This window comes from Actinoplanes sp. NPDC048988, assembly GCF_043197815.1.
In the GTDB taxonomy this organism is placed as follows: domain Bacteria; phylum Actinomycetota; class Actinomycetes; order Mycobacteriales; family Micromonosporaceae; genus Actinoplanes.
The window spans coordinates 75655-95415 of record NZ_JBICTW010000006.1; the positions used below are offsets into that span (position 1 = coordinate 75655).

Annotated in this window: 20 protein-coding genes and 2 pseudogenes; 14 read left to right on the top strand and 8 right to left on the bottom strand. The window is 70.7% G+C overall.

All coding sequences use genetic code 11. From position 1 onward, the window contains the following. Nucleotides 1-64 precede the first annotated feature (64 nt). On the top strand, nt 65-1690 hold the full coding sequence (locus tag ACGFJ7_RS21025; RefSeq protein WP_392643264.1) for a carboxylesterase/lipase family protein: 1626 nt from the start codon (nt 65-67) through the stop codon (nt 1688-1690). Nucleotides 1691-2124: 434 nt separating this feature from the next. Here the strand turns inward: ACGFJ7_RS21025 and ACGFJ7_RS21030 are convergent. Then, a pseudogene (locus ACGFJ7_RS21030) lies at nt 2125-2750 on the bottom strand (helix-turn-helix transcriptional regulator); the annotation flags it as partial. 279 nt (nt 2751-3029) lie between these two features. Here ACGFJ7_RS21030 and ACGFJ7_RS21035 point away from each other — a divergent pair. From ACGFJ7_RS21035 to ACGFJ7_RS21050, 4 genes are all read left to right on the top strand, one after another. Beyond that, the gene (locus tag ACGFJ7_RS21035; protein ID WP_392643266.1) at nt 3030-4232 is read left to right on the top strand and encodes a multidrug effflux MFS transporter; all 1203 of its coding nucleotides are present in this window, start codon (nt 3030-3032) and stop codon (nt 4230-4232) included. A 76-nt stretch (nt 4233-4308) separates the two neighbouring features. After that, nucleotides 4309-4713, top strand: a complete 405-nt coding sequence (locus ACGFJ7_RS21040; RefSeq protein ID WP_360260707.1) for a cupin domain-containing protein — start codon at nt 4309-4311, stop codon at nt 4711-4713. Then, on the top strand, nt 4710-5351 hold the full coding sequence (locus ACGFJ7_RS21045; RefSeq protein WP_360260704.1) for a carboxymuconolactone decarboxylase family protein: 642 nt from the start codon (nt 4710-4712) through the stop codon (nt 5349-5351). The genes ACGFJ7_RS21040 and ACGFJ7_RS21045 overlap by 4 nt, the downstream gene beginning before the upstream one ends. 11 nt (nt 5352-5362) lie before the next feature. Further along, nucleotides 5363-6385, top strand: a complete 1023-nt coding sequence (locus ACGFJ7_RS21050; protein WP_360260701.1) for a zinc-dependent alcohol dehydrogenase family protein — start codon at nt 5363-5365, stop codon at nt 6383-6385. Here the strand turns inward: ACGFJ7_RS21050 and ACGFJ7_RS21055 are convergent. Next, nucleotides 6334-6939: a hypothetical protein gene (locus ACGFJ7_RS21055; RefSeq protein ID WP_392643269.1), complete on the bottom strand. Its 606-nt coding sequence runs from the start codon at nt 6937-6939 to the stop codon at nt 6334-6336. The genes ACGFJ7_RS21050 and ACGFJ7_RS21055 overlap by 52 nt on opposite strands. On the opposite strand from ACGFJ7_RS21055, the pseudogene ACGFJ7_RS21060 reads away from it, so the two are divergent. The 4 genes and pseudogenes from ACGFJ7_RS21060 to ACGFJ7_RS21075 all read left to right on the top strand — a co-directional run. Next, nucleotides 6863-7714: pseudogene (locus ACGFJ7_RS21060) on the top strand (aldo/keto reductase); the annotation flags it as partial. The gene ACGFJ7_RS21055 and the pseudogene ACGFJ7_RS21060 sit on opposite strands and share 77 nt — an antisense overlap. 493 nt (nt 7715-8207) lie before the next feature. Further along, nucleotides 8208-9110, top strand: a complete 903-nt coding sequence (locus ACGFJ7_RS21065) for a hypothetical protein (RefSeq protein WP_392643270.1) — start codon at nt 8208-8210, stop codon at nt 9108-9110. 131 nt (nt 9111-9241) lie between these two features. Continuing rightward, nucleotides 9242-9754 (top strand): hypothetical protein, encoded by a 513-nt coding sequence (locus ACGFJ7_RS21070; RefSeq protein WP_392643272.1) that lies wholly within the window; start codon nt 9242-9244, stop codon nt 9752-9754. Between the two features lie 104 nt (nt 9755-9858). Then, complete coding sequence (locus ACGFJ7_RS21075; RefSeq protein WP_392643273.1) at nt 9859-12123, top strand: hypothetical protein; 2265 nt, start codon at nt 9859-9861, stop codon at nt 12121-12123. A gap of 83 nt (nt 12124-12206) precedes the next feature. Here the strand turns inward: ACGFJ7_RS21075 and ACGFJ7_RS21080 are convergent, their stop codons facing one another. Beyond that, entirely contained in the window at nt 12207-12626 is a 420-nt protein-coding gene (locus ACGFJ7_RS21080; RefSeq protein ID WP_392643275.1) for a winged helix-turn-helix transcriptional regulator, read from the bottom strand. Nucleotides 12627-12732: 106 nt separating this feature from the next. Here ACGFJ7_RS21080 and ACGFJ7_RS21085 point away from each other — a divergent pair, with 106 nt between their 5' ends. Next, on the top strand, nt 12733-13587 hold the full coding sequence (locus ACGFJ7_RS21085) for an NmrA family NAD(P)-binding protein (protein WP_360260688.1): 855 nt from the start codon (nt 12733-12735) through the stop codon (nt 13585-13587). 33 nt (nt 13588-13620) lie between these two features. On the opposite strand, the gene ACGFJ7_RS21090 is transcribed toward ACGFJ7_RS21085, so the two are convergent. Continuing rightward, nucleotides 13621-14718: a DICT sensory domain-containing protein gene (locus ACGFJ7_RS21090; RefSeq protein WP_392643276.1), complete on the bottom strand. Its 1098-nt coding sequence runs from the start codon at nt 14716-14718 to the stop codon at nt 13621-13623. Between the two features lie 83 nt (nt 14719-14801). Here ACGFJ7_RS21090 and ACGFJ7_RS21095 point away from each other — a divergent pair, with 83 nt between their 5' ends. Further along, on the top strand, nt 14802-15209 hold the full coding sequence (locus ACGFJ7_RS21095; protein WP_392643278.1) for a hypothetical protein: 408 nt from the start codon (nt 14802-14804) through the stop codon (nt 15207-15209). Between the two features lie 9 nt (nt 15210-15218). On the opposite strand, the gene ACGFJ7_RS21100 is transcribed toward ACGFJ7_RS21095, so the two are convergent. After that, nucleotides 15219-15566 (bottom strand): hypothetical protein, encoded by a 348-nt coding sequence (locus tag ACGFJ7_RS21100; RefSeq protein ID WP_360260680.1) that lies wholly within the window; start codon nt 15564-15566, stop codon nt 15219-15221. A 95-nt stretch (nt 15567-15661) separates the two neighbouring features. Beyond that, the gene (locus ACGFJ7_RS21105; protein WP_360260677.1) at nt 15662-15865 is read right to left on the bottom strand and encodes a cold-shock protein; all 204 of its coding nucleotides are present in this window, start codon (nt 15863-15865) and stop codon (nt 15662-15664) included. A gap of 231 nt (nt 15866-16096) precedes the next feature. Between ACGFJ7_RS21105 and ACGFJ7_RS21110 the strand changes: the two genes are divergently transcribed. The 3 genes from ACGFJ7_RS21110 (at nt 16097) to ACGFJ7_RS21120 (ending at nt 18081) form a co-directional block, all read left to right on the top strand. Further along, complete coding sequence (locus ACGFJ7_RS21110; RefSeq protein ID WP_392643280.1) at nt 16097-16387, top strand: hypothetical protein; 291 nt, start codon at nt 16097-16099, stop codon at nt 16385-16387. Then, complete coding sequence (locus ACGFJ7_RS21115; protein ID WP_392643281.1) at nt 16380-16661, top strand: hypothetical protein; 282 nt, start codon at nt 16380-16382, stop codon at nt 16659-16661. Before ACGFJ7_RS21110 ends, ACGFJ7_RS21115 begins: the two co-directional genes overlap by 8 nt. Nucleotides 16662-16848: 187 nt before the next feature. After that, a complete protein-coding gene (locus tag ACGFJ7_RS21120) occupies nt 16849-18081 on the top strand; it encodes a PP2C family protein-serine/threonine phosphatase (RefSeq protein ID WP_392643283.1) in 1233 nt (410 codons plus the stop codon). A 101-nt stretch (nt 18082-18182) separates the two neighbouring features. Here the strand turns inward: ACGFJ7_RS21120 and ACGFJ7_RS21125 are convergent, their stop codons facing one another. Both ACGFJ7_RS21125 and ACGFJ7_RS21130 read right to left on the bottom strand, forming a co-directional pair. Then, nucleotides 18183-18530, bottom strand: a complete 348-nt coding sequence (locus ACGFJ7_RS21125) for an STAS domain-containing protein (protein ID WP_360260665.1) — start codon at nt 18528-18530, stop codon at nt 18183-18185. 190 nt (nt 18531-18720) lie between these two features. After that, nucleotides 18721-19551 carry an aldo/keto reductase gene (locus ACGFJ7_RS21130; protein ID WP_392643285.1) on the bottom strand — a complete coding sequence of 277 codons (831 nt, stop codon included), beginning with the start codon at nt 19549-19551 and terminating at the stop codon, nt 18721-18723. Nucleotides 19552-19761 lie beyond the last annotated feature (210 nt).

The following is a 19761-nucleotide window of genomic DNA, read 5'->3' on the forward strand; positions in this document are numbered from 1 at the left end:
CCCATTGACGCGGCGCCCAGGCACGGACAACGCGAAGCCTTGCGCCGGAACCGAAGGAGGTCCCATGGCGACATCAGGCATGAGCCGCAGAACGCTGATCGGTGGATCGCTGTCCGCAGCCGCCGCCCTCAGCATTCCGGCGCCGGCGCCGGCCCACGGCGCCGCCGGCCGGGACGAGGCGGCAACCCGCTACGGCCGGGTTCGAGGCCGGCGCGAGGACGGCATCCTGAAATTCCTGGGCGTCCCGTACGGCCGGCCCCCGCTCGGACGGCTGCGGTTCAAGGCTCCGCAGCCGCCCCAGCCGTGGACGGGAGTGCGGGACACGGTGAGCTTCCCCAACCCGGCGTTTCAGGTAGCGGGCGGCGAGATGGGCCCGGCCGGCAACGGCCGGATGCCGGCCCCGTCGGAGGACTGCCTCTACCTCAACATCTGGACCCCGGCCGCCGACCGCAAGCGCCGCCCGGTGATGTTCTACAACCACGGTGGCGGCTACATGATCGGATCAGGCTCGGCCACCGGGCAGGACGGCACCCACCTGGCCCAGCTCTACGACGTGGTCGTGGTCGAGTCCAACCACCGGCTGGGCCTGTTCGGCTATCTGTTCCTCGGCGACCTCGCCCACGACGGGTACGCGGCCAACCAGGGCATGCTCGACATCCTGGCCGCACTACGCTGGACCAGCGAGAACATCGAGCACTTCGGCGGCGACCCGGACAACATCATGGTCTGGGGCGAGAGCGGCGGCGGCGCCAAGACGGCCGCCGTCTACACGATGCCCTCAGCCTCGCGCCTGTTCCACAGAGCTTCGATCGAGAGCGCCGCGCCGCTGCGGTTCCCGACCCGCGACGGTGCCACCGCCCGGGCCGAGCGGACGCTCGACCTGCTCGGCCTGACAAAAAAGGACATCCCCCAGCTGTACGACATCCCGGCCGCCCGGCTTCTGGAGATCCAGGTGTCGGAGGCCGCGAACGGGGTCGCCCCCTGGGGCGACCCCGATCCCGTGCTGCCCGGTTTCGGTGCGTTCGTCGACGGCCGGATCATCCCGCGGCACCCGTTCGCCGACGGCGCCCCGCCGTGGTCGGCCGGTAAGCCGCTGATGGTCGGCACGTGCCGGGACGAAACGGTGTTCTTCAGCCTCTTCGGGCCACCCGACATCTTCAAAATCCACGAGACCGGGCTCCGGAGCCGGCTCAGCGGCACCTACCAGGGCGCCGAACTCGACCGGATCATCGCCACCTTCCGCGCCTCCCGGCCCGGTGCGACTCCCGCCCAGCTCTACTTCGCCATCACCACCTCACCCATCTGGCGCGACGCGATCAAGATCGCCGAAGCCAAGGCGGCCCAGCGGCGAGCGCCGGTGTTCATGTATCAGCTGGCATACCCTGATCCGACTGTCGTACCGGGCACCGACTTCCCGCTCGGCTCACCACACGCCTCGGACATCCCCATGAAGTTCGCCAACGTCGGCGCCGGCGAACTGCCCGGCAAACGCGCGGCCGCGCGGCACATGAGCGCCCTGTGGGCGGGCTTCGCCCGCCACAGCCACCCCGCGGCTTCCGGCCTGCCCCGGTGGCCCGCCTACACACCCCGTGACCGCGCCACCATGTGGATCGACTCCCGATGCCGGATCGTCCACGACCCGGACCGCAGCGAACGACTGTTCTGGGTCAATCGCCGCCCGGCGGCCTGAGCCCGAATCACCTCGTCACCGCCGGGCCGGACGTTCCCCCTCGTCCGGCCCGGCGGTCTCACCGCTCAGCGCGACAGGAGAAGCTGTGATCGCCGGAATCCGTGCCGTCAAGATTTGGTGTCGGAGCGTGCGGCGCAGATCGGGCTACCGATGACCGTGTGCGGCCACGACGTCCGTGTCGGCGCCAGTAATGGGGTAGCGGTCGGGTGCGAGGGTCAAAGCGGTGCCGCGCTGCTGCATGAGGCCGACGTCGCGATGTACGCGGTGAAGGCCGGCTCCGCACCTACCCGGGCCGCCCTGCGCTGACGTGTTGGTCGGTGCCCGAAACTTGATTACTGGTTGACCGGCGCGAGGCTGGTGGCGGCCCAGGAGGCGAGCAGGGTGAGCGCCTCCGCGGTCGGTGAGGCGGGCTCGGCGGCGTAGATGGTCATACTGAGGCCTGGCTCGGCGACCAGGGCCATGGTTTCGTACGCCAGCTCGAGGTCGCCGACGACGTGGTGGTGGAACGTCTTGACGCCGGTGCCGTGCAGGCGCACGTTGTGGGCGCCCCAGCGGCGGCGGAACTCGTCGCTGCGGGTGGACAGTTCGCCGACCAGGTCGTGCAGGCCTTGTCGTGCGGGTCGACGCCGGCCGCGGTGCGCAGGTTGGCGACGAGCATGTCGGCGGCGAGGTTCCAGTCGGGGTAGAAGCGTCGCGCGCCGTTGTCGAGGAAGGTGAACCGGCCGAAGTTCGGGGTGCCGATGGCGGTGTCGTAGACGTCGCTGTACATGGCCCGGCCGAGCAGGTTGGCGGCGAGCAGGTCCTGCCGGTGGTTGACGACGATGGCCGGGGCGGTGACCGTGTCAAGAGACCATTGCAGGCTCGGCCGGACGGTCCACGGCTTGGGCTTGCCGGGGCGCCGCACCAGGCCGGTGCTGCCGTTGGCCTCCTGGGCCAGGTGCAGCAGGTGGGCCCGTTCGGCGTCGTCGAGTTGCAGGGTGCGGGCGATGGCCTCGAGCACGCCGGCGGAGACCCCGGCGATCTGCCCCCGCTCGAGCTTGGCGTAGTACTCGACGCTCATCCCGGCCAGTGCGGCGACTTCGCTGCGGCGCAGCCCGGGCACTCGGCGCTGCCCGGCGGCCGGGATCCCGGCCTGCTCCGGAGTGATCTTCGCGCGGCGCGAGGTCAGGAAGTCGTGCACTTCGGCTCGGATGTTCACCCTTCCGACGGTACGGCGGCCCGGGCGGGATTGAGACGTACTGTCGGTACACCTCCCGCCGGTGACTTCTCCACGCTGGGCCGAGCCGGTGTGCTGGGTGGCATGAGCGCAGTTCTCAGCCCAAGCGCATCGCCCGATCGTGTGCGCCGTCGAGTTCGGCTCAGCTCGGGCCTGGTCGCCACGGTGATCTTCTTGACCGCGATCGCGCCGTTGGCCACCGACATGTACGTGCCGGCCTTCCCGAGCGTGGCCGGTGACCTGTCCGCGTCGGCGACGCAGGTGCAGCTGACCCTGACCACCTTCTTCGTCGGTATGGCGCTGGGACAGCTGGCCGGCGGCCCGGTCTCGGACCAGTACGGGCGGCGCCGGCTGCTGCTCGCCTCGGTCGTGCTGATGACGGTGGCGTCGGTGGTGTGCGCGCTGACCCCGTCGATCGGGATCATGATGGCGGCGCGGTTCGCGCAGGGCTTCAGCGGCGGCTGGGCGATGGTGATCGGCCGGGCGGTCATCGTCGATCTGGCCGCAGGCGCGCAGCTGGTCCGGGTGCTCAACGTGATCGCCGCGGTCGGTGGCATCGCGCCGATCGCCGGGCCGCTGGTGGGCGCGGTCATCCTTCAGCTGTCGGGCTGGCGGCTGTCGTTCTGGGCGGTGGCCGCGCTGGGGGTGGCGATGCTGGTGGCCGCGCTGGTCGCGGTGCCGGAGTCGTTGCCGCGCGAGCGCCGGCACGGCGGGGGACTGCGGTCGTTCGCCCGGGCCGGGCGCCAGGTCCTGGCCAACCGCCGCTATGTGGGCTATCTGCTGGTCAGCGGCTCGGCCATGGGGGCGCTGTTCGCGTACGTGGCCACGTCGGCGTTCGTGCTCCAGTCGATGAACGGGCTGTCGCCGCTGGCGTACTCGGTCGACTTCGCCGCGAACGCGGCCGGGATGACCGTGGCCGCCCTGGTCGCGGCGCGGCTGGTCGGGCGGGTCGCGACCCGCAAGGTCATCCTGGCCGGTCAGGTGGCGGCCCTGGCCGCCGGCGGGGCGATGCTGGCCGGCGCGCTGTGGTTCGGCACGCCGCTGCTGCTCGCGATCGTCAGTTTCGCCGTGCTGATGACCGCCCAGGGCCTGATCGGGCCGAACGGCGGGGCGCTGGCCTCCGCCGAGGTGCCCGAGCATCCCGGCACCGGCTCGGCCATGCTCGGCTTCGTCCAGTGGCTGGCCGCCGGCACCATCGCACCGATCGCCGGGCTCGGCGGGGAGCACACGGCCGTACCGATGGCCCTGCTGATGATCGGCGGCGCGGTGCTGTCCATGGCCGGCCTGCTCGTCCTGGCCCGACCGCCCCGCGGTGCCCTCATCTGACGCCGCTGGGGTGCTCTGTCAGTACCTCCCTCAGCAGAAACTCCCATCGACAACCGCCAGGGAGTTTGCTGTATCCATGGAACTTTTCCCGGTACGTCCGACCGTCAAGACGCCCGCACAGGCGTTCACCGGTGACGTCTACATGACCCCGATCTTCAGTGGCACCGGTCCGTCACGGATGACCGTTGCGCTCGTGCGGTTCACCCCGGGCGCCCGCACGAACTGGCACTCGCACGCCGTCGGGCAGACGCTGCACGTCACCGAGGGCGTCGGCCTGGTCGGCACCCGCGACGGCTCGGTGCTGCGTATCCACGCCGGCGAGACGGTCGTGTGCCCGCCGGGCGAGGAACACTGGCACGGCGCCGGCGCCGACACGTTCATGAGCCATCTGGCCATGCTCGAGGCCACCCCCGAGGGCGGCGACCCGACCACGTGGCTCGAGCCGGTCCCGGACGAGCTCTACGAGCGGGCGAACAAGTGACGTCGCGTCCGGAGGCGACGGCGCTGATCGGCGCGTTCACCGCCACCGGGCAACTGGCGGAGCTGCGCGAGGCCCTCGCCGAGGGACTCGACGCCGGTCTGACGGTCAACGAGATCAAAGAGATCCTGGTGCAGCTGTACGCCTACGCCGGGTTCCCCCGCAGTCTCAACGCCCTGGGTACGTTCATGGCAGTGCTCGACGAGCGCCGGGCCCACGGCATCACCGACCCCGACGGCGCCGAGCCCAACCCACGACCCGGCGGCCGGTCCAGCTTCGAGCTGGGCGCCGAGAACCAGACGAAGCTGGCCGGTGGCCCGGTGACGGGCCCGTTGTTCGACTTCGCCCCGGCGATCGACGAGTTCCTCAAGGCGCACCTGTTCGGCGACATCTTCGGCCGCGACAACCTCGACTGGCCCACGCGTGAGATCGCCACCGTCGCCGCTCTGGCCAACCTCGGCGGTGTCGAAGGGCAACTGCGATCGCACCTGGGCATCGCCCTCAACACCGGGGTGACCGTGGCCCAGCTGCGCGATCTGGTCGCCCTGCTGCGGGACCGGGTCGGCGCGGCCCAGGGCGGCCGGGCCGCTGCCCTGCTCGACGTAGTGCTGACCGAGAAGAACACTGAAACTGCGAACTGAGGAGAAACATCATGCGTGGTGCTGTTCTGTACGCCCCCGGCGACGTACGAGTCGAGAACCGCGACGATCCGCGGATCGAGGCGCCGACCGACGCGATCATCAAGATCTCGGCAACGTGCGTGTGCGGGTCCGACCTGCACCCGTATCGGGGTGTCCAGCCGGTCGGTGAGCCGGCGCCCATGGGGCACGAGTACGTCGGTGTGGTCGAAGAGGTCGGCAGCGCGGTCACCGGTGTCCGGAAGGGCCAGTTCGTGGTCGGCTCGTTCTGGGCCTCGGACAACACCTGTGAGATCTGCCGGGCTGGCTACCAGAGCGCCTGCGTGCACCGGGTCCCGATGGGCGCGCTCGGCTCGCAGGCCGAATACCTGCGGGTTCCCCTGGCCGACGGCACGCTGGTGGCCACCCCTTCACTTCCCCGTGAGGACCTGGTGCCCAGTTATCTGGCCGCCTCGGACGTGCTGGGCACCGGCTGGTTCGCCGCCGACGCCGCGCAGGCCGGCCCGGGCAAGACCGTCGCGGTGGTCGGTGACGGCGCGGTCGGCCTGCTCGCCGTGCTGGCCGCTCAGCAGATGGGCGCGGAGCGCATCATCGCGATGTCGCGGCACGCCGACCGGCAGAAGCTGGCCCTGGAGTTCGGTGCCACCGACATCGTCACCGAGCGCGGCGACGACGGCATCGCGAAGATCAAGGAACTGACGAACGGGCTCGGCGCGCATTCGGTGATCGAGGCGGTCGGCACGCAGGAGTCGATGATGCAGGCCATCCACTCGACGAGGCCCGGCGGGCACGTCGGTTTCGTGGGCGTCTCGCACGACGTGAAGCTGGACGGCATGGAGATGTTCTGGTCGCTGGTGCACCTGCACGGCGGCCCGGCTCCCGTACGCCGCTACCTGCCCGACCTGATGAACCGCATCGCCACCGGCGCCATCAACCCGGGCCAGGTCTTCGACCTCGAACTGCCCCTCGACCAGGCCGCCGAGGGCTACCAGGCGATGGACGAGCGCCGCGCCATCAAGACCCTGCTGCACCCGTAAGACACGGCCCGCGCCGAGGGCGAATCGGCGGTGTAGACGAGCATGGTCAGGGCCGGGGCGTCGTTGACCCGGAACGACTCGTAGTCGAAGTCCAGGTCGCCGGCCAGCGGGTGGTGGTAGCGCTTGGCCCCGCGACGGTACTGGAGCACGTCGTGGGCGGCCCAGAGCGTACGGAAGAAATCGCTGTGGGCCGAAAGCTCGTCGACCAGCCCGGCGATGTTTTCGTCGGTGGGGTGACGCCCGGCCGAGGCGCGCAGCACGGCCACGCCGTTGCGGGTGGCGCCCTCCCAGTCGCGGTAGAACTCGCGGGCCCGCGGGTCGAGCAGCTGCAACCGCAGCGTGTTGAAAGGCACGTCGTCGATGGAGAAGACGGCGCGCCCGAGCTGGTTGGCGTAGACGACGTCGAGCCGCTCGTTCCGCCGGAAGGCCGGCGTGCTCAGCGCGTCGAGAACCCGGCGCAGCTCGAGCGGGAAGGCCGGGGAGTGCGAGGAGATCGTCGGCAAGGCGCTCAAGGGGCGCCGTGACGACGTGGTGCTGGCCTCCAAGGCGAACATGCCGATGAGTGACGACCCCAACCACCGCGGCAACTCGCGCCGGTGGATCGTGCGGGAGGTCGAGGCGTCGCTGCGCCGGCTGGGCACCGACTGGCTCGACCTCTACCAGGTGCACCGCTGGGACCCGGCGGTCGACCTCGACGAGACCCTAGGAGCTTTGACCGATCTCGTACGGGCCGGGAAGATCCGCTACATCGGCCACTCCACGTTCCCGGCCTCCACCATCGTCGAGGCGCAGTGGGTGGCCGAGCGGCGCGGACGGGAGCGGTTCGTGACCGAGCAGCCGCCGTACTCGATCCTGGTCCGCAACGCCGAGAACGAGGTGCTGCCGGTCGCGCAGCGGTACGGGATGGGCGTCATCTCGTACAGCCCACTCGCCGGAGGCTGGCTGTCCGGGCGCTACAGCCGCGACGCGCACGACCTGCCGACCTCGCAGGCGCGCCGGCGGCTGGCCAACCGGTTCGACATGTCGCTGCCCGAGAACCAGCGCAAACTCGCGGCCGTCGAGCAACTGACGCAGCTGGCCGACGAGGCCGGGCTCACCCTCATTCAGCTGGCGATCGCCTTCGTGCTGCGCCACCCGGCGATCACCGCGCCGATCATCGGCCCCCGCACGGCCGAACATCTGGACTCGCAGCTGGCCGCGGCCGACGTGGCGCTCACCGCCGACGTGCTCGACCGCATCGACCAGATCGTTCCGCCCGGCCTGACGCTGAACCCGGCCGACAACAGCTGGCTCAACCCGCTGCTCCAGCCCGCCGCCCGGCGCCGGTGATCGACGCCCAGACGGGCCGTCGTCATGGGGCTGAGATCCTGCGGCCCGCTTCGGCGGCGAGCTGCCGGAGCCAAACGTGGGCGGGTTCGCGGTCGTGCATCGGATGCCACCAGAAGGCCTCCACCAATGGGCCCATCGTGAACGGCGGCTCGACGACGGTGACACCGCTGCCGGGGCCGAACAGGCGGGCGGCGCGCTCGGGACGACGCCGATGCGGTCGGTGCCGGCGAGCTGTCGCTCTGTCCACTCCCGTGTAGGCGCAGCGCGCCCCGCCGTTGTAACGGTCCGGACGGCTTCCACGATCGACTTGCCCTGCTTGACCGCGCGGGCGATGAGGTAGCCGTCGGCGTCCTCGATCAGGTCGTTGAAGCCGAACGACGAGGCCACGCCGGGCACGGTGAGCTTGCCCGCGGCGAATCCCGTCCCGAGCGTACTGCTTCTCGGAGTTCCGGCCGGCGCCCCGGCCGCGACGATAACCATTACAGTCGCATTCGTGAGCGCAGACCAGGGTCTTGTCCAGGTGTCCGATTCGTTTGGTGTACGCCGTGCCCGAGCCGGAACGATCCTCGCCGATGACGGGACGAACTATCAGGTCAAATGGGATGACACCGACGAGGAAGAGCTTGTCCCGCGGGGTGCCGGCGTTCACGTCGCGGCGAGGGGTTCGCTGCGCTTCCTGGCCCTGTCCGACTCCCGGCTGTTCCACGGCGTCTTCGCCCAAGAGCCCCTCGCGGTGGTTCTCCGCCTGCTGGCCGAGTCGTCGGTTCCGCTGAAGGTGCGAGAGATCCGGGAGCGTCTGGCCGAGCTCGGTCTTCGGAACGAGACCTGGGCCCGGTACGGGCCCCGCGCGCTGGCGGTTCTGCCCAAGTGGCCAAATGTCGTCCGGCGGCAGAAGGGCGACACTCTGGCCTACACCTGGGTGGGGGATGACCTTCCCGAGCTTCCGGCAGAGGCCGAGCCTGAACCGGAGCCGGCACCTACGCCCGCGCCCGCGCCGAAGGCCGCTCCTTCTCCCGCCAAGCCGATCGTGGCGGCTGCGACACCGGCCGAACCGGCGGTGCCGTCCGCCGAGCGCCTTCGGCGGCAGATGAGCGCCGCGCGGAGCCTGGGCGAGGTTGCTCGCCTGCTCACGCTCCCGAAAGAGTTCGTGGCTGAGTTGTCACCGGAGGTGGTCGCCTCCGCGCTTCGCCGGGTCGCCGCTGAGGACCGGCTGGTCGCGGGCTTGCTCGACGCCCTGACCGCCTCCGGGCCGGTCGGTGCGCTGACCGAGGAACTGGCGGCGGCCCGGGCGGCGAACGCCGCACTTCAGAGCCGGGTCGACGAGCTGGAGGAGTGGTGGACGGCCCTTGAGCAGAGCACCGATCCGGGCGCCGCGATCCGTCAGCCGGGTACCTGAGGAGCTTCCCCTGTGCGATGCCGGCGCACGCCAGGAGGTGAAGGTCTCGGGTCGTTGACCACGCGTGGCGCCTTGTCGATCGCCTCACCCCCGACGGGATGAAGGCACCGGGGCGCGGGCAGTATCGGTCCATGGGGACCAGCGCGCAGGACACAGTGATCGCGGCCTGGCGGGCCGCCGGGGAGAGTGGCGACGCGGCGGCGGCCGGAGCGTGCCTCGCCGCGGACGTCGAGCTGATCTCGCCACTCACCGGCAAGTTCCGGTTTCGTGGGCCGGGCGAGGTGACCGAGGTGCTGTCCGCGGCGTTCGAGATCATCCGCGACATTCGCTATCACACCGAGCTCGGCGACGACCGTACTCGGGCGTTGTTCTCCTTCGGGGTCGCCGGCCGTGAGCCGCTTGAGGAGGCGCAGCTTCTGCGGCTGGACGATGACGGGCGGATCCGCGAGCTGACTTTGTTCGGGCGGCCCGTGCCGGCGTTGACCGAGGTGATGGCGGGCATCGGCCCACGCCTGCTGCGCCGTCAGAAGCGGGCCGGTCTGGCCCGCGTGGTCGGTTTCGCGACTGCTCCGCTCAACGCCATGACGCGCCTCGGCGACCGCCGCCTGGTTCCGCTGGCCGATCCGAGAAGGCGCCGCGGCTGAACCTCGGCTTCACCAGACAGCGGTCGCCGGGCGGCCTTCACCGATCCATCATGGACTGTCTATGATCTGCCGGCCCGGAATTCCGGGCCGGCCCGGGGAGTCCCATGAGAAAACTCTTGTTGTCCATCCTCGCGGCGGTTCTCGCCGCCACCACTTTGACGAGCACGCCCGCCTCGGCCGCCGAGAGCTGCGGCGGTTCCCTCGCCATCGGCGACATCGTGCGATGTGAGTCGATCAGCGGCAGCCAGGAGCACGTCTACTTCGTCAGCGTTCCCAAGGCGAACGACGTGCTCTACACCATGCTCACCCGCGGCAGTGGCGAGTCGCCCCAGGCCCGGGTCACCGGCCCGAACGGCGCCGGCGTCTGCACGTTCCAGTCCGACGCCGGCCGGTGCCAGCTCAAGGGCGCGGGCACGTACAAGGTCATCGTTTCGCTCTACTTCCAAGGGTCCGGCGACTACACGCTGGGTGTGCAGTCGCTCAAGTCGCCGTCGTCCTGCGCGACCCTGCCCGCCTCGTTCTTCTCGTTCGCCTCGACCGGGCAGGCCGGCGCGCTGCCCGCCGGTGCTCCCGGTGACTGCTTCCGGTTCAATCAGCCGGCCGGCAGCGTGCTGCGTCTCTGGTCGCCCAAGGGCAACGGCGACATCCAGGGCGACATCCTCGACGCCGATCTGCAGCCGGTCTGCCAGATCCGGTACGCCCAGTACTGCACCCTCACCGGCGCCGGGCCCTACCGGCTGAATCTGGCCGAGTACTACGGCGCCGAGACCCCGTACACGCTGCGCATGTCGCGCGTCTCGAACGCGGCCGGATGCCAGGTGCTGCGGACCGCGCCGTTCGGCGATGTCACCGCGTACGAGGGAACCGGCTCCTTGCCGCAGCAGCAGGACATCACCTGCCACAAGACGCACGTGGCCGCGCCCGGCACCCTCGCGGTGCGCATCCACAACGACCAGAGCGTCGCCTGGACGGTGTACGACGACGCGGGTAAGCCGCTCTGCTCCAAGTGGGGGCAGGAGCCGTGCGCCGTGCCCGCGGCCGGTGACTACACGGTCATCTCGGAGAGCCAGGACTGGAATCCGGTCAGCTTCCGGATCGCCCTGCCCGCCCTGTTCCGCAACACGGGCTGCGCTCCGGCGACCGGGCTCACGTGGGCCACGGCCGCGCTGGTCGTGTCGCAGAGTTCGGCCGTGCAGACGAACTGTCACCCGTTCCGGGCGGACGCGGGGGACCGGGTCGTCGCGTACGCCGCGCCGACGACGTACAACGAGGTCCGCAAGACGATCGTCGACAGCACCGGCGCCGAGGTCTGCCCCGGATACAGCGACCAGGACGGCTGCGTCGTACCCGCCACCGGCACCTACCGGGTCGTCTCCTACCTCGCCGACTGGAACGCCGAGTGGACCGAGCAAACCTACAAGCTGCAGGTGCGCCGGCTCTCCCAGGCCGCCGGCTGCCCGGTCGTGCGGCCGGGGGCCTATAACGCGCCGCCCGCGGGCGCGGCCGGGCCGATCCGGTGCCGGACGCTGGTCGTGACCGAGCCGGGCGCGTACACCGTCCGGGCCTTCGACGCCGAGAACTACGAGACCTACGGGCAGGTGTACGACGGCGCGGGGCTGAAGGTGAACGCCCGTGATCTGCCGGCCGGCCGGTACACCTTCGTGCTGAACGGCGGCGTCACGAACTCGGTGATCGACAACGATTTCACGTACGTCACCTCGTTCCTGCCCGCCCAGCCGGCCGGTTGCCCGGCCGGAACCGTCGACGGCCTGACCGGCGCCCCGTGGCACGCCGAGTTCACCACGGCCGGGGAGGTGCTGTGCCGCCGGCTGGACCCGCCGAACTCTTCGCGATTGGCTCTGCTCCGGCCGACCGACGGGCTCACCCCGGACACGTATCTGCTCAACGCCGCCGGCGAGCGTGTGTGCGACCTGGACACGCTCACCCAGTACGGTTGCCCGATCGCCGACGCGGGCCCGTACACGGCCGTGGCCCAGCAGGACGAGGGCGCCGCGCCGGGCGCCTTCGCCGCGGCGTTCGCCCGCGTCGACGGGGCGCCGGACTGCCCGTCGCTGCCCGCCGGCGCCGACGGCGCGACGGCCCGCACGGGCGGTGACCGGATCGCCGCGTGTTTCACCATTCCGGCCGATCAGCATGCCGGGCGGGAGACGTTCACCTGGCAGCGCACCGCGGGGGAGGGCACCGCTCGGCTCGCGGTCTTCAGCTCCGACGGCATCCGCTACTGCCGCACAGGCGCTTTCCCGGACCGTACGATCACCTGCGCGCTGCCGGCGGGTCCGCTGACCGTGGTGCTGGAGGGCCCGTCCACGGACGCCGCGTTCCGCCTCACCCGCACCGCCGCGCCCTGACCGCCAACCCAGCCGGGTGCCTCCGATCCGGGAGGCGCCCGGCTGGCGAGATCGGCCGGGTGAAGGGATTCCGCCGACGCCCTTTATCTTCCGGTGCGTTCGTCGTACTTCTCGCGGGCGTCGACGACTTCCTCGATGTGCTGGATCGACCACTCCGTGAGTGCCTTCAGGGGGCCGCGCAGGGTCTGGCCGAGCGGCGTCAGCTCGTACTCCACCCGGATCGGCATCTCCGGATACGCCGTCCGCAGGATCAGCCCGTCGCGTTCGAGCGTGCGCAGCGTCTGGGTGAGCATCTTCTCGCTGATTCCCTCGAGCTGCTGCCGCAGCTGCGTGAACCGGCGCGCTCCATGCCGGCCGAGCTCGCCCATCACCAGGACTGCCCATTTGCTGCCGATCTGGTCGAGCACGTCACGCGATGGGCAGCCACGCGTGTACGGGTCCCACGGTGTTGTGGACTCGCTCACGTCCCGGGACGTCGCCACGTACCTCACCTCGATCCTCACGTCCGGGTGGGGACCTTACCCGAAAGTTCGCCCTTACCAAAGGAGAGTGACCAGGTCATCGTGGGTTCACGCCGCGGATGGCCCGCGGCAGAAGGGCGCCACCGTCATGTCGATCGTTGTCACCGCAGCCTCCGGACATCTGGGCCGGCTCACCGTCGAAGCGCTGCTGGCCCGTGGGGTGCCGGCCTCCGAGATCGTCGCGACCAGCCGTGACGTCAGCCGGATCAAGGACTTCGCCGACCGCGGGGTCGAGGTCCGCCGGGCCGACTTCGCGGAATCCGCCAGCCTCCCCGCCGCCTTCGAGGGCGTGGACAAGCTTCTGCTGATCTCCACCACGACCCCGAGCGAGCGCGTCGCCAACCACCGCCGCGCCATCGACGCCGCGGTGGCGGCGGGCGCGTCGCTGGTCGCGTTCACGAGCATGCTGTACGCGGACACGTCCACCACCAGCCTTTCTCCCACCCACCGGGCCACGGAGGAGTACCTGCGCGAGCGCCTGCCCAGCGTGATGCTGCGCAACGGCTGGTACCTGGAGAACTACACCGGCCAGCTCCCTCAGGTGCTGCAGGGCGGAGTGCTCGTCGGGGCCGCCGGAGAGGGCCGGATCAGCGCTGCGACCCGAGCCGACTACGCCGACGCCGCCGCGGTCGTGCTGACCACCGACGGCCACGCCGGCCAGGCGTACGAGCTGGGCGGCGACGAGGCCTTCACCCTGACCGAGCTGGCCGCGGCGATCTCGGCCGTGACGGGCAAGCGGGTCGAGTACACCGATCTGCCCATCGACGCGTTCACCGAGGCGCTGGTCGGCGCGGGTGTGCCCGCCGAGCTGGCGCAGGTCCTCGCGGATGCCGACCGAGCCATGAGCCACGACGAAATGTTCACCGACTCCGGTGACTTGCGGCGCCTGATCGGGCGGCCGACGACGACCCCGGTGGAAGCGATCGCCGCCGCCCTTCGCTGACCGGCCGGCGCTTCGGACGGGCATGCGTGCCGGTCAGCCGGCGATGGTCACCACCGGGGCGTTCTGGGTGACGGCCCAGTCGAGGGCCCGGTGCAGCTCGTCCTGGGGGAGCGGCCGGCGGCGGGTGACCGTCAACGCCACCGTGACCGTCGCCGACAGAAAGGCGCTGCGGGCCTCGGCGGCGGAGAAGGCGGCGACCAGCTCGTAGGCGAAGCGTACGGCGGCATCCTGGTCGAGAGCCGGCAGCAGCAGCATGAACTCGTCCGGGCCGGCTTTGACCGCCCGGTCGCCCGGCCGCAACCGGCTCACGAGCAGTTCGATGGCGGCCTGGTGCTGCCGGGTGGCCGTACGGCCGATCGGTCCCTCCGGAGCCCCGGCGGCATGGGTGATGCGGACGGCCAGCACCGCGACCGGCAGCACGCCCGAGGCGGTGACGCCGGTGGTTCCGCTCCAGCGCAGCAGGCCCGGCTCGCCGGCCAGGTCGGTGTCGCCGGGCGTCTCCGGCTCCCGGGTCTTCCCGGGGCCGGAGCGCAGGCGGTCGTGGTCGCGCTCAGCCCGGGCCGTGAACAGGCGCAGGGCGGCGTCGGCGCGGCTCTCGCCGGGGGTGGCCGGGAGGTCGCGTACCCGGTCGACGACCGCGTCGACGGCCGAGCGGGCCGCCGGGGAAAGGCGGTCGCCGAGCTGCTTGTGCAGGCGCAGCACCTCGTGCAGGGCCTCGTCGCGGCGGAAGCTGGTCCGGGCTTCGAACAGGCGCCCGCTCTCCAGCGTCGCCGCGCCGGCCTGGAACTGCTCCAGGTCGTACGCCACCAGCACCGCACCGAAACGTGGGGTGAGCACGACGACGGTCCACTCCCGCGCCAGGTCGTCCTTCTCGTCGAGCAGCACCGCCTCCGCCCCGGCCGGCGGCTCCGGCACCTGATCGCCGACCAGACCGACCACGGTGGCCGCGGCCCGGCCCGCGATGCTCTCGTAGACGCGGCGTTCCCGTTCGAAATAAGGCAGCCGCTGGAAGAGTGCGAAGACCACCATGGGCCCGTCCTCGGCGGCGGCGAGGGCTGCGCGTTCGATCGCGTGGGAGGCGGTCACGAGCGTTCTCTTGGTCAGCCGTTGCGCGGCCGGGGTGTCGGGCACCGCCGTAGCCTAGGGACCTCGCGCCGTCGTCGCATCCGCTGACCGGTCGCCGCGGTCGCGGCATCGGGCGCGATCATGGGCTGGTGGAACTTGCCGAGATCGCTCTGCTCGCCGCGGCCGCCGTTCATCTGGGCTTCCAGGTCACCGTGACCGCCGTCGCCTATCCGGCGCTGGCCCGGGTGCCGCCGGATCAGTGGGGGCCGGCCCACCGCGCCCATACTCGGGCCATCACGCCGGTCGTCGTGGTGGTCTACGGCTCGCTGGTGGTGACCGGCGGGTGGGTGCTGTGGTCCGGGCCGAGGGTGGGGGCCTGGGTGGCGCTGGCCGCGACGGCTGTTGCGCTGCTGGCCACCGCGCTGGCTGCCGCGCCCGCGCACGGCCGGCTCGCCGGCGGCCGCGATCCGCTGGTGTGGCGCCGGCTCCTGCGGGCCGACCTGGTGCGTACGCTCGCCGCGGCGGTGGCGGTGGCGGCGCTGATGACGGTCCGGTGAGGCGGCCGGTCAATCCTCGCGGTCTCGTTCGTCCATCAGGTCCGCTCGCCGATCGAGGTCAGCTTGCCGGCTGTCGAGCATGGCTTCCCGCCGCGTTTGTGTCTCGTCTCGTCGATCGGCGGCTTCGGACCGCTGATCGAGGGCGTCCTGACGCCGGTCGGCGGCCTCTTCACGACGACGCGCGGCATCGGATGTGCTCGAGGTGGGCGGCCGGTCTTGCAGGTCGGCCTGGCGATCATCGCTGACCCGGCGGAGCCGTTCCAGCGATGCCACCATCTCGGCGGTGAAGCGGTCTTCAGGCATGGATTCACTGTGCACCATGACGGTCGGCTTGCGGGTGCTGATGGCATTGTTCATTCGTCCCGACCCGGCCGCGGCCCGGCCGAATGGGACCCGAAATGCCGGACGGCGGCCCGCTGAACCAGTCGGGCCGCCGTCCGGATATCAGCGAATCAGAGCGTGCGGATGTTTTCCGCCTGCGGACCGCGCTGGCCCTGGGCGATGTCGAACTCCACCCGCTGATTTTCGTCGAGGCTGCGGAATCCGCTGGCCGAGATCGCCGAGAAATGGGCGAAGACGTCGGCGCCGCCGCCGTCCTGGGCGATGAAGCCGAAGCCCTTGTCACCGTTGAACCACTTCACAGTGCCTGTTGCCATGTCTGCTCCTTCGCAGGCTGTCGGAGACCGCGAACTGCGGGCTCTCACGCCGCCGCGTTGATGACCTGCGTCGAACCGACACAAAAAACGAAAAGCGCCTGGACGGATCTTCAATCCATCAGGCGCCGAAAACGTCTACGGAAATCAAAACTGCAACTGGGCAAACAGTATCACAGAATTGTTGGGGAGCCGGATCGAATACTTCGCCGAGCGGTCGGCGAGGATGGCTCGGTGGATGCCGAGTCGGTTCTGATTTTTGTCCTGGCCGCGGTCGCGGTGGTCGTGGTGGTGCGGTGGGTCGCGGGCCGGACCGGGTTGCCCGCCGCCGCGCTCCTTCCGCTCGTCGGCATCGGATACGCCGTGCTGCCCGGGCCCAACGTGACCCTCGATCCGCACCTCATCCTGACCTTCGTCCTGCCGCCGTTGTTGTACAGCGCCGCCCTGGACTCGTCGATGCTCGCGATCCGCCGCGACGGCGCTCGGACTGCGCGCGGCCGGCGACGACCAGGCCGGTGTGCGTAACGAAGCCCGGTCGGCGTCCGTCGCGGCCGCCCTCGCGGCCCTGGACGACCTGGAGGCAGAGGAACACGACGTCAGTGCCGCGGTGATCGAGACGATGCGCGGGCAGCTCCAGGCTCGTTTGAGCCGCTACCGCGACCGGATCGACCTGCTCCGCGACAACGAGGACTCGATCGGTCCACCGGTTTCCCCGCAATATGAGGCTGCCTTGCACGTACGCCGGGTGGCTCTCGACGCCCGACGGGACGAGTTCCTGCGCTGGCGCGATGCCGGGTAGTTGCCCGACGAGAGTCCGCGCGTTCCGGAACGCGAACTGGACCACGAGGAGCGGCTGCTGCCGGACCGGCCGACCCGCCGGTGACCGGAAACGCGGTCCGCTGACCGCCGGTCGACCAGGAGCCCGGTCAATGCGAAGATTCCAGGGTGAAGCGACACCGCCTGCCCGATTCCCGCGTCGGAGGATCATGAGCGAGGCTCGGCGGCATACCGACAACGTGCCGGCGGCGAGGCGCCGTGCAGCCGAGGAGGCAACCTTCCCGGCGCTGCTGGAGGACGACATCGACGACCTTTACGACAACGCGCCGTGCGGTTTCCTGTCGACGCTGCTGGACGGAACGATCGCCAAGGTCAACGCCACCCTGCTGGACTGGCTCGGTCTCTCCCGCGACGACCTGGTCGGCCGCCGTCATTTCGTCGATCTGCTGACCGGCGGCAGTCGTCTTTATCACGAGACGCATTTCGCGCCGTTGCTGCGGATGCAGGGAAAGGTCGGCGGTATCGCGCTGGAACTGCTCACCGCCGATGGGACAGCGCTGCCGGTTCTGGTCACCTCCGCCGTCAAGACCGGCGGTGACGGCGCGCCCATGCTGATCCGGACCATGGTTTTCGACGCTCGGGAACGGCGCGCCTACGAGCGGGAACTGCTCGGTGCGCGACGTCGCGCCGACCAGGACCGGGAACGGCTGCGCCTCCTCGTGAGCGGACTGCAACGCAGCCTGTTGCCGGCCACGCTGGCGGTGCCGCCGGGCATGACGACGTCGGCCCTCTACCACATGGCTTCGCCCGACGAGGTGGGCGGCGACTTCTACGATCTGTTCCCCCTCGGCGCCGGGCGCTGGGGTTTCTTCCTCGGCGACGTACGCGGCAAGGGCATCGGCGCCGCGGCGGTGACCGCCGCGGCCCGCTACACACTGCGCGCCGCCGCCGTCTACGACCCGGAGCCCGCCGCGGTGCTGACGAATCTCAACGCCGTGCTCTATCAGGACTACCGCGATCAGGGACACCGGCATTGCACAGTCATCTTCGGTGTGCTCGAACGAGAGGGTACGGGGTATACCGCCTCGATCGCTTCCGGTGGGCATCCGCCCGCCCTGCTGGTCCGGGCGAACGGTGTCACCGAATATCAGAGCACCGAGGGCGGCGCGCTGATCGGCATTCTGCCCACGGCGCGGGTGGCGACACGCACCGTGCGGCTGGACCCGGGCGATACGTTGCTTCTCTACAGCGACGGGCTGACCGAGGCGCGTAACGCCCCGGACGGCGAGCGGTTCGGCGATGAGGCACTGCGTGCTTTCGCCGAAAGTCACGGCCCCACCGAGGCCGCAGCCGTCGTCCGCGCTCTCACCGGCCTGCTCGCCGGCTTCGACGACGTCGATGACGACGTCGCCGTCATGGCACTCAGCGTCTCCGGCAACTGATCCGTCAGCCGAGGTTCTCGGGCCGCCGTCCTCGACGGGGCCTGGGGGGGCCACGGTCGACGGACGCGACGCCGCGGGCGGCCGGGAAGGTGACCGTTCGGTCATCCCGGCGGTGTGACGTTCTCGTCGACGGCAACGAGCATCTCGTAGACGCCACTGATCTCCAGTACCCGGCGGACCGGCCGCGCCGGCTCGGCCAGGAAGAAGCGGCGATTGACGGCCGCGGCGTGCTGATAGGCGGAGATGAAAGCGCCAAGGGCGGCCGAGTCGACGAAGGTGACGGCCTTGAGGTCGGCGGTGACTCCGGTCGTGCCGGGCTGGTCGAGCTGCTCGACGAGCAGCAGGCGCAGGTGTCCGGCGGCCACCAGATCCAGTTCGCCGCTGAGGGTCACCGTGGAGACGCTGCCGTGCCGGGAAACGTCGGCCGACCACAGCGGAGTCTCGGTCATCGGGTGTCCTCGCGCCGCGGGATGAGCGCTCGGCCGTCAAGGCACCGCGACGCTTGGATGTGATCGACCGTACTCCAGTGCGCCGCGCCGCGCTCATGACGGCGCTGTCTGACGGGCTAGGTGCCGGTGTGCTTGTCCACCCACCACCCGCAGCTCATGCCGACGCCGAGGTTGCCGGCGCGGACACACTCTAGATCAGCGCCGCGTAATCGGCGTCGGAGAGTTCGGCGCTCGCCGCTGCGATGTTTTCCTCGAGGTGGTGCGGGGACGAGGTGCCCGGGATGGGGAGCATCGCCGGGGAGCGGCGCAGCAGCCAGGCCAGCGCGAGCTGCGACGGGGTGAGGCCGGCCCGGCGGGCGATCTGCTCGAGCCGGCCGCCGGGGCGGGCGAGCTGGCCGGTGGCCAGCGGGAACCAGGGGATGAAGCCGAGGCCGGTCTTTTCCGCGTAGTCGAGCACGTCCTCGGAGTCGCGGTCGGCCAGGTTGTAGAGGTTCTGCACGCTGGCGATGGGTGCGATTCGCCGGACGGCGCGGATGTCGTCCACGCTGACCTGGGACAGGCCGATGTGCCGGATCTTGCCTTCGGTCCGCAGGTCGGCCAGGGTGCCGATCTGGTCGGCCAGCGGTACGCGCGGGTCGATGCGGTGCAGCTGGTAGAGGGGGATCTGTTCGAGGCCGAGGTTGCGCAGGCTCGATTCGATCTGGCGCCGGATGTACGCGGGCCGGGCGTCGCCGCCCCAGCGGCCGGGGCCCTGCCGGGTCAGCCCGACCTTGGTGGCGATGACGACGTGGTCCGGGTAGGGGTGGAGCGCTTCCTTCAGCAGCTGTTCGGCCGCGTTCGGGCCGTACGAGTCGGCGGTGTCGAAGAAGTTGACGCCGAGCTCGACGGCGCGGCGCAGCACCCGCACGGCGTTGACCCGGTCGGCCGGGAAGCCCCACACGCCGGGCCCGGTCAGCTGCATCGTGCCGAAGCCGAGCCGGTTGACCGGCAGGTCACCGCCGAGGGCGAAGGTCTCTGTCATCGCTGTCCTCCCGAGGACTGGGCACGGATTTGCGGGGAAGTTGGCGTGAGGCACCTGGACAGCTTTCTTCGGTCCCGGAGGCCAGGCATCAGTAAGACGACTAGCTCGCCCGCGGCGAGCGCGTCGCCGCGCCGGCCATGAAACGGTTCAGAAGCTTTCCTGGTGCGCTACCTCCTCCGTTCGGACGACGTGAGACTTAACCGTTTGAGC

Bases quoted from the DNA above. Each gene is read 5' to 3' on its own strand.
- ACGFJ7_RS21025 (WP_392643264.1), top strand. From the start codon at position 65: ATGGCGACATCAGGCATGAGCCGCAGAACGCTGATCGGTGGATCGCTG.
- ACGFJ7_RS21040 (WP_360260707.1), top strand. From the start codon at position 4,309: ATGGAACTTTTCCCGGTACGTCCGACCGTCAAGACGCCCGCACAGGCG.
- ACGFJ7_RS21050 (WP_360260701.1), top strand. From the start codon at position 5,363: ATGCGTGGTGCTGTTCTGTACGCCCCCGGCGACGTACGAGTCGAGAAC.
- ACGFJ7_RS21055 (WP_392643269.1), bottom strand. From the start codon at position 6,939: ATGTTCGCCTTGGAGGCCAGCACCACGTCGTCACGGCGCCCCTTGAGC.
- ACGFJ7_RS21070 (WP_392643272.1), top strand. From the start codon at position 9,242: ATGGGGACCAGCGCGCAGGACACAGTGATCGCGGCCTGGCGGGCCGCC.
- ACGFJ7_RS21075 (WP_392643273.1), top strand. From the start codon at position 9,859: ATGAGAAAACTCTTGTTGTCCATCCTCGCGGCGGTTCTCGCCGCCACC.
- ACGFJ7_RS21085 (WP_360260688.1), top strand. From the start codon at position 12,733: ATGTCGATCGTTGTCACCGCAGCCTCCGGACATCTGGGCCGGCTCACC.
- ACGFJ7_RS21100 (WP_360260680.1), bottom strand. From the start codon at position 15,566: ATGAACAATGCCATCAGCACCCGCAAGCCGACCGTCATGGTGCACAGT.
- ACGFJ7_RS21105 (WP_360260677.1), bottom strand. From the start codon at position 15,865: ATGGCAACAGGCACTGTGAAGTGGTTCAACGGTGACAAGGGCTTCGGC.
- ACGFJ7_RS21120 (WP_392643283.1), top strand. From the start codon at position 16,849: ATGAGCGAGGCTCGGCGGCATACCGACAACGTGCCGGCGGCGAGGCGC.
- ACGFJ7_RS21125 (WP_360260665.1), bottom strand. From the start codon at position 18,530: ATGACCGAGACTCCGCTGTGGTCGGCCGACGTTTCCCGGCACGGCAGC.
- ACGFJ7_RS21130 (WP_392643285.1), bottom strand. From the start codon at position 19,551: ATGACAGAGACCTTCGCCCTCGGCGGTGACCTGCCGGTCAACCGGCTC.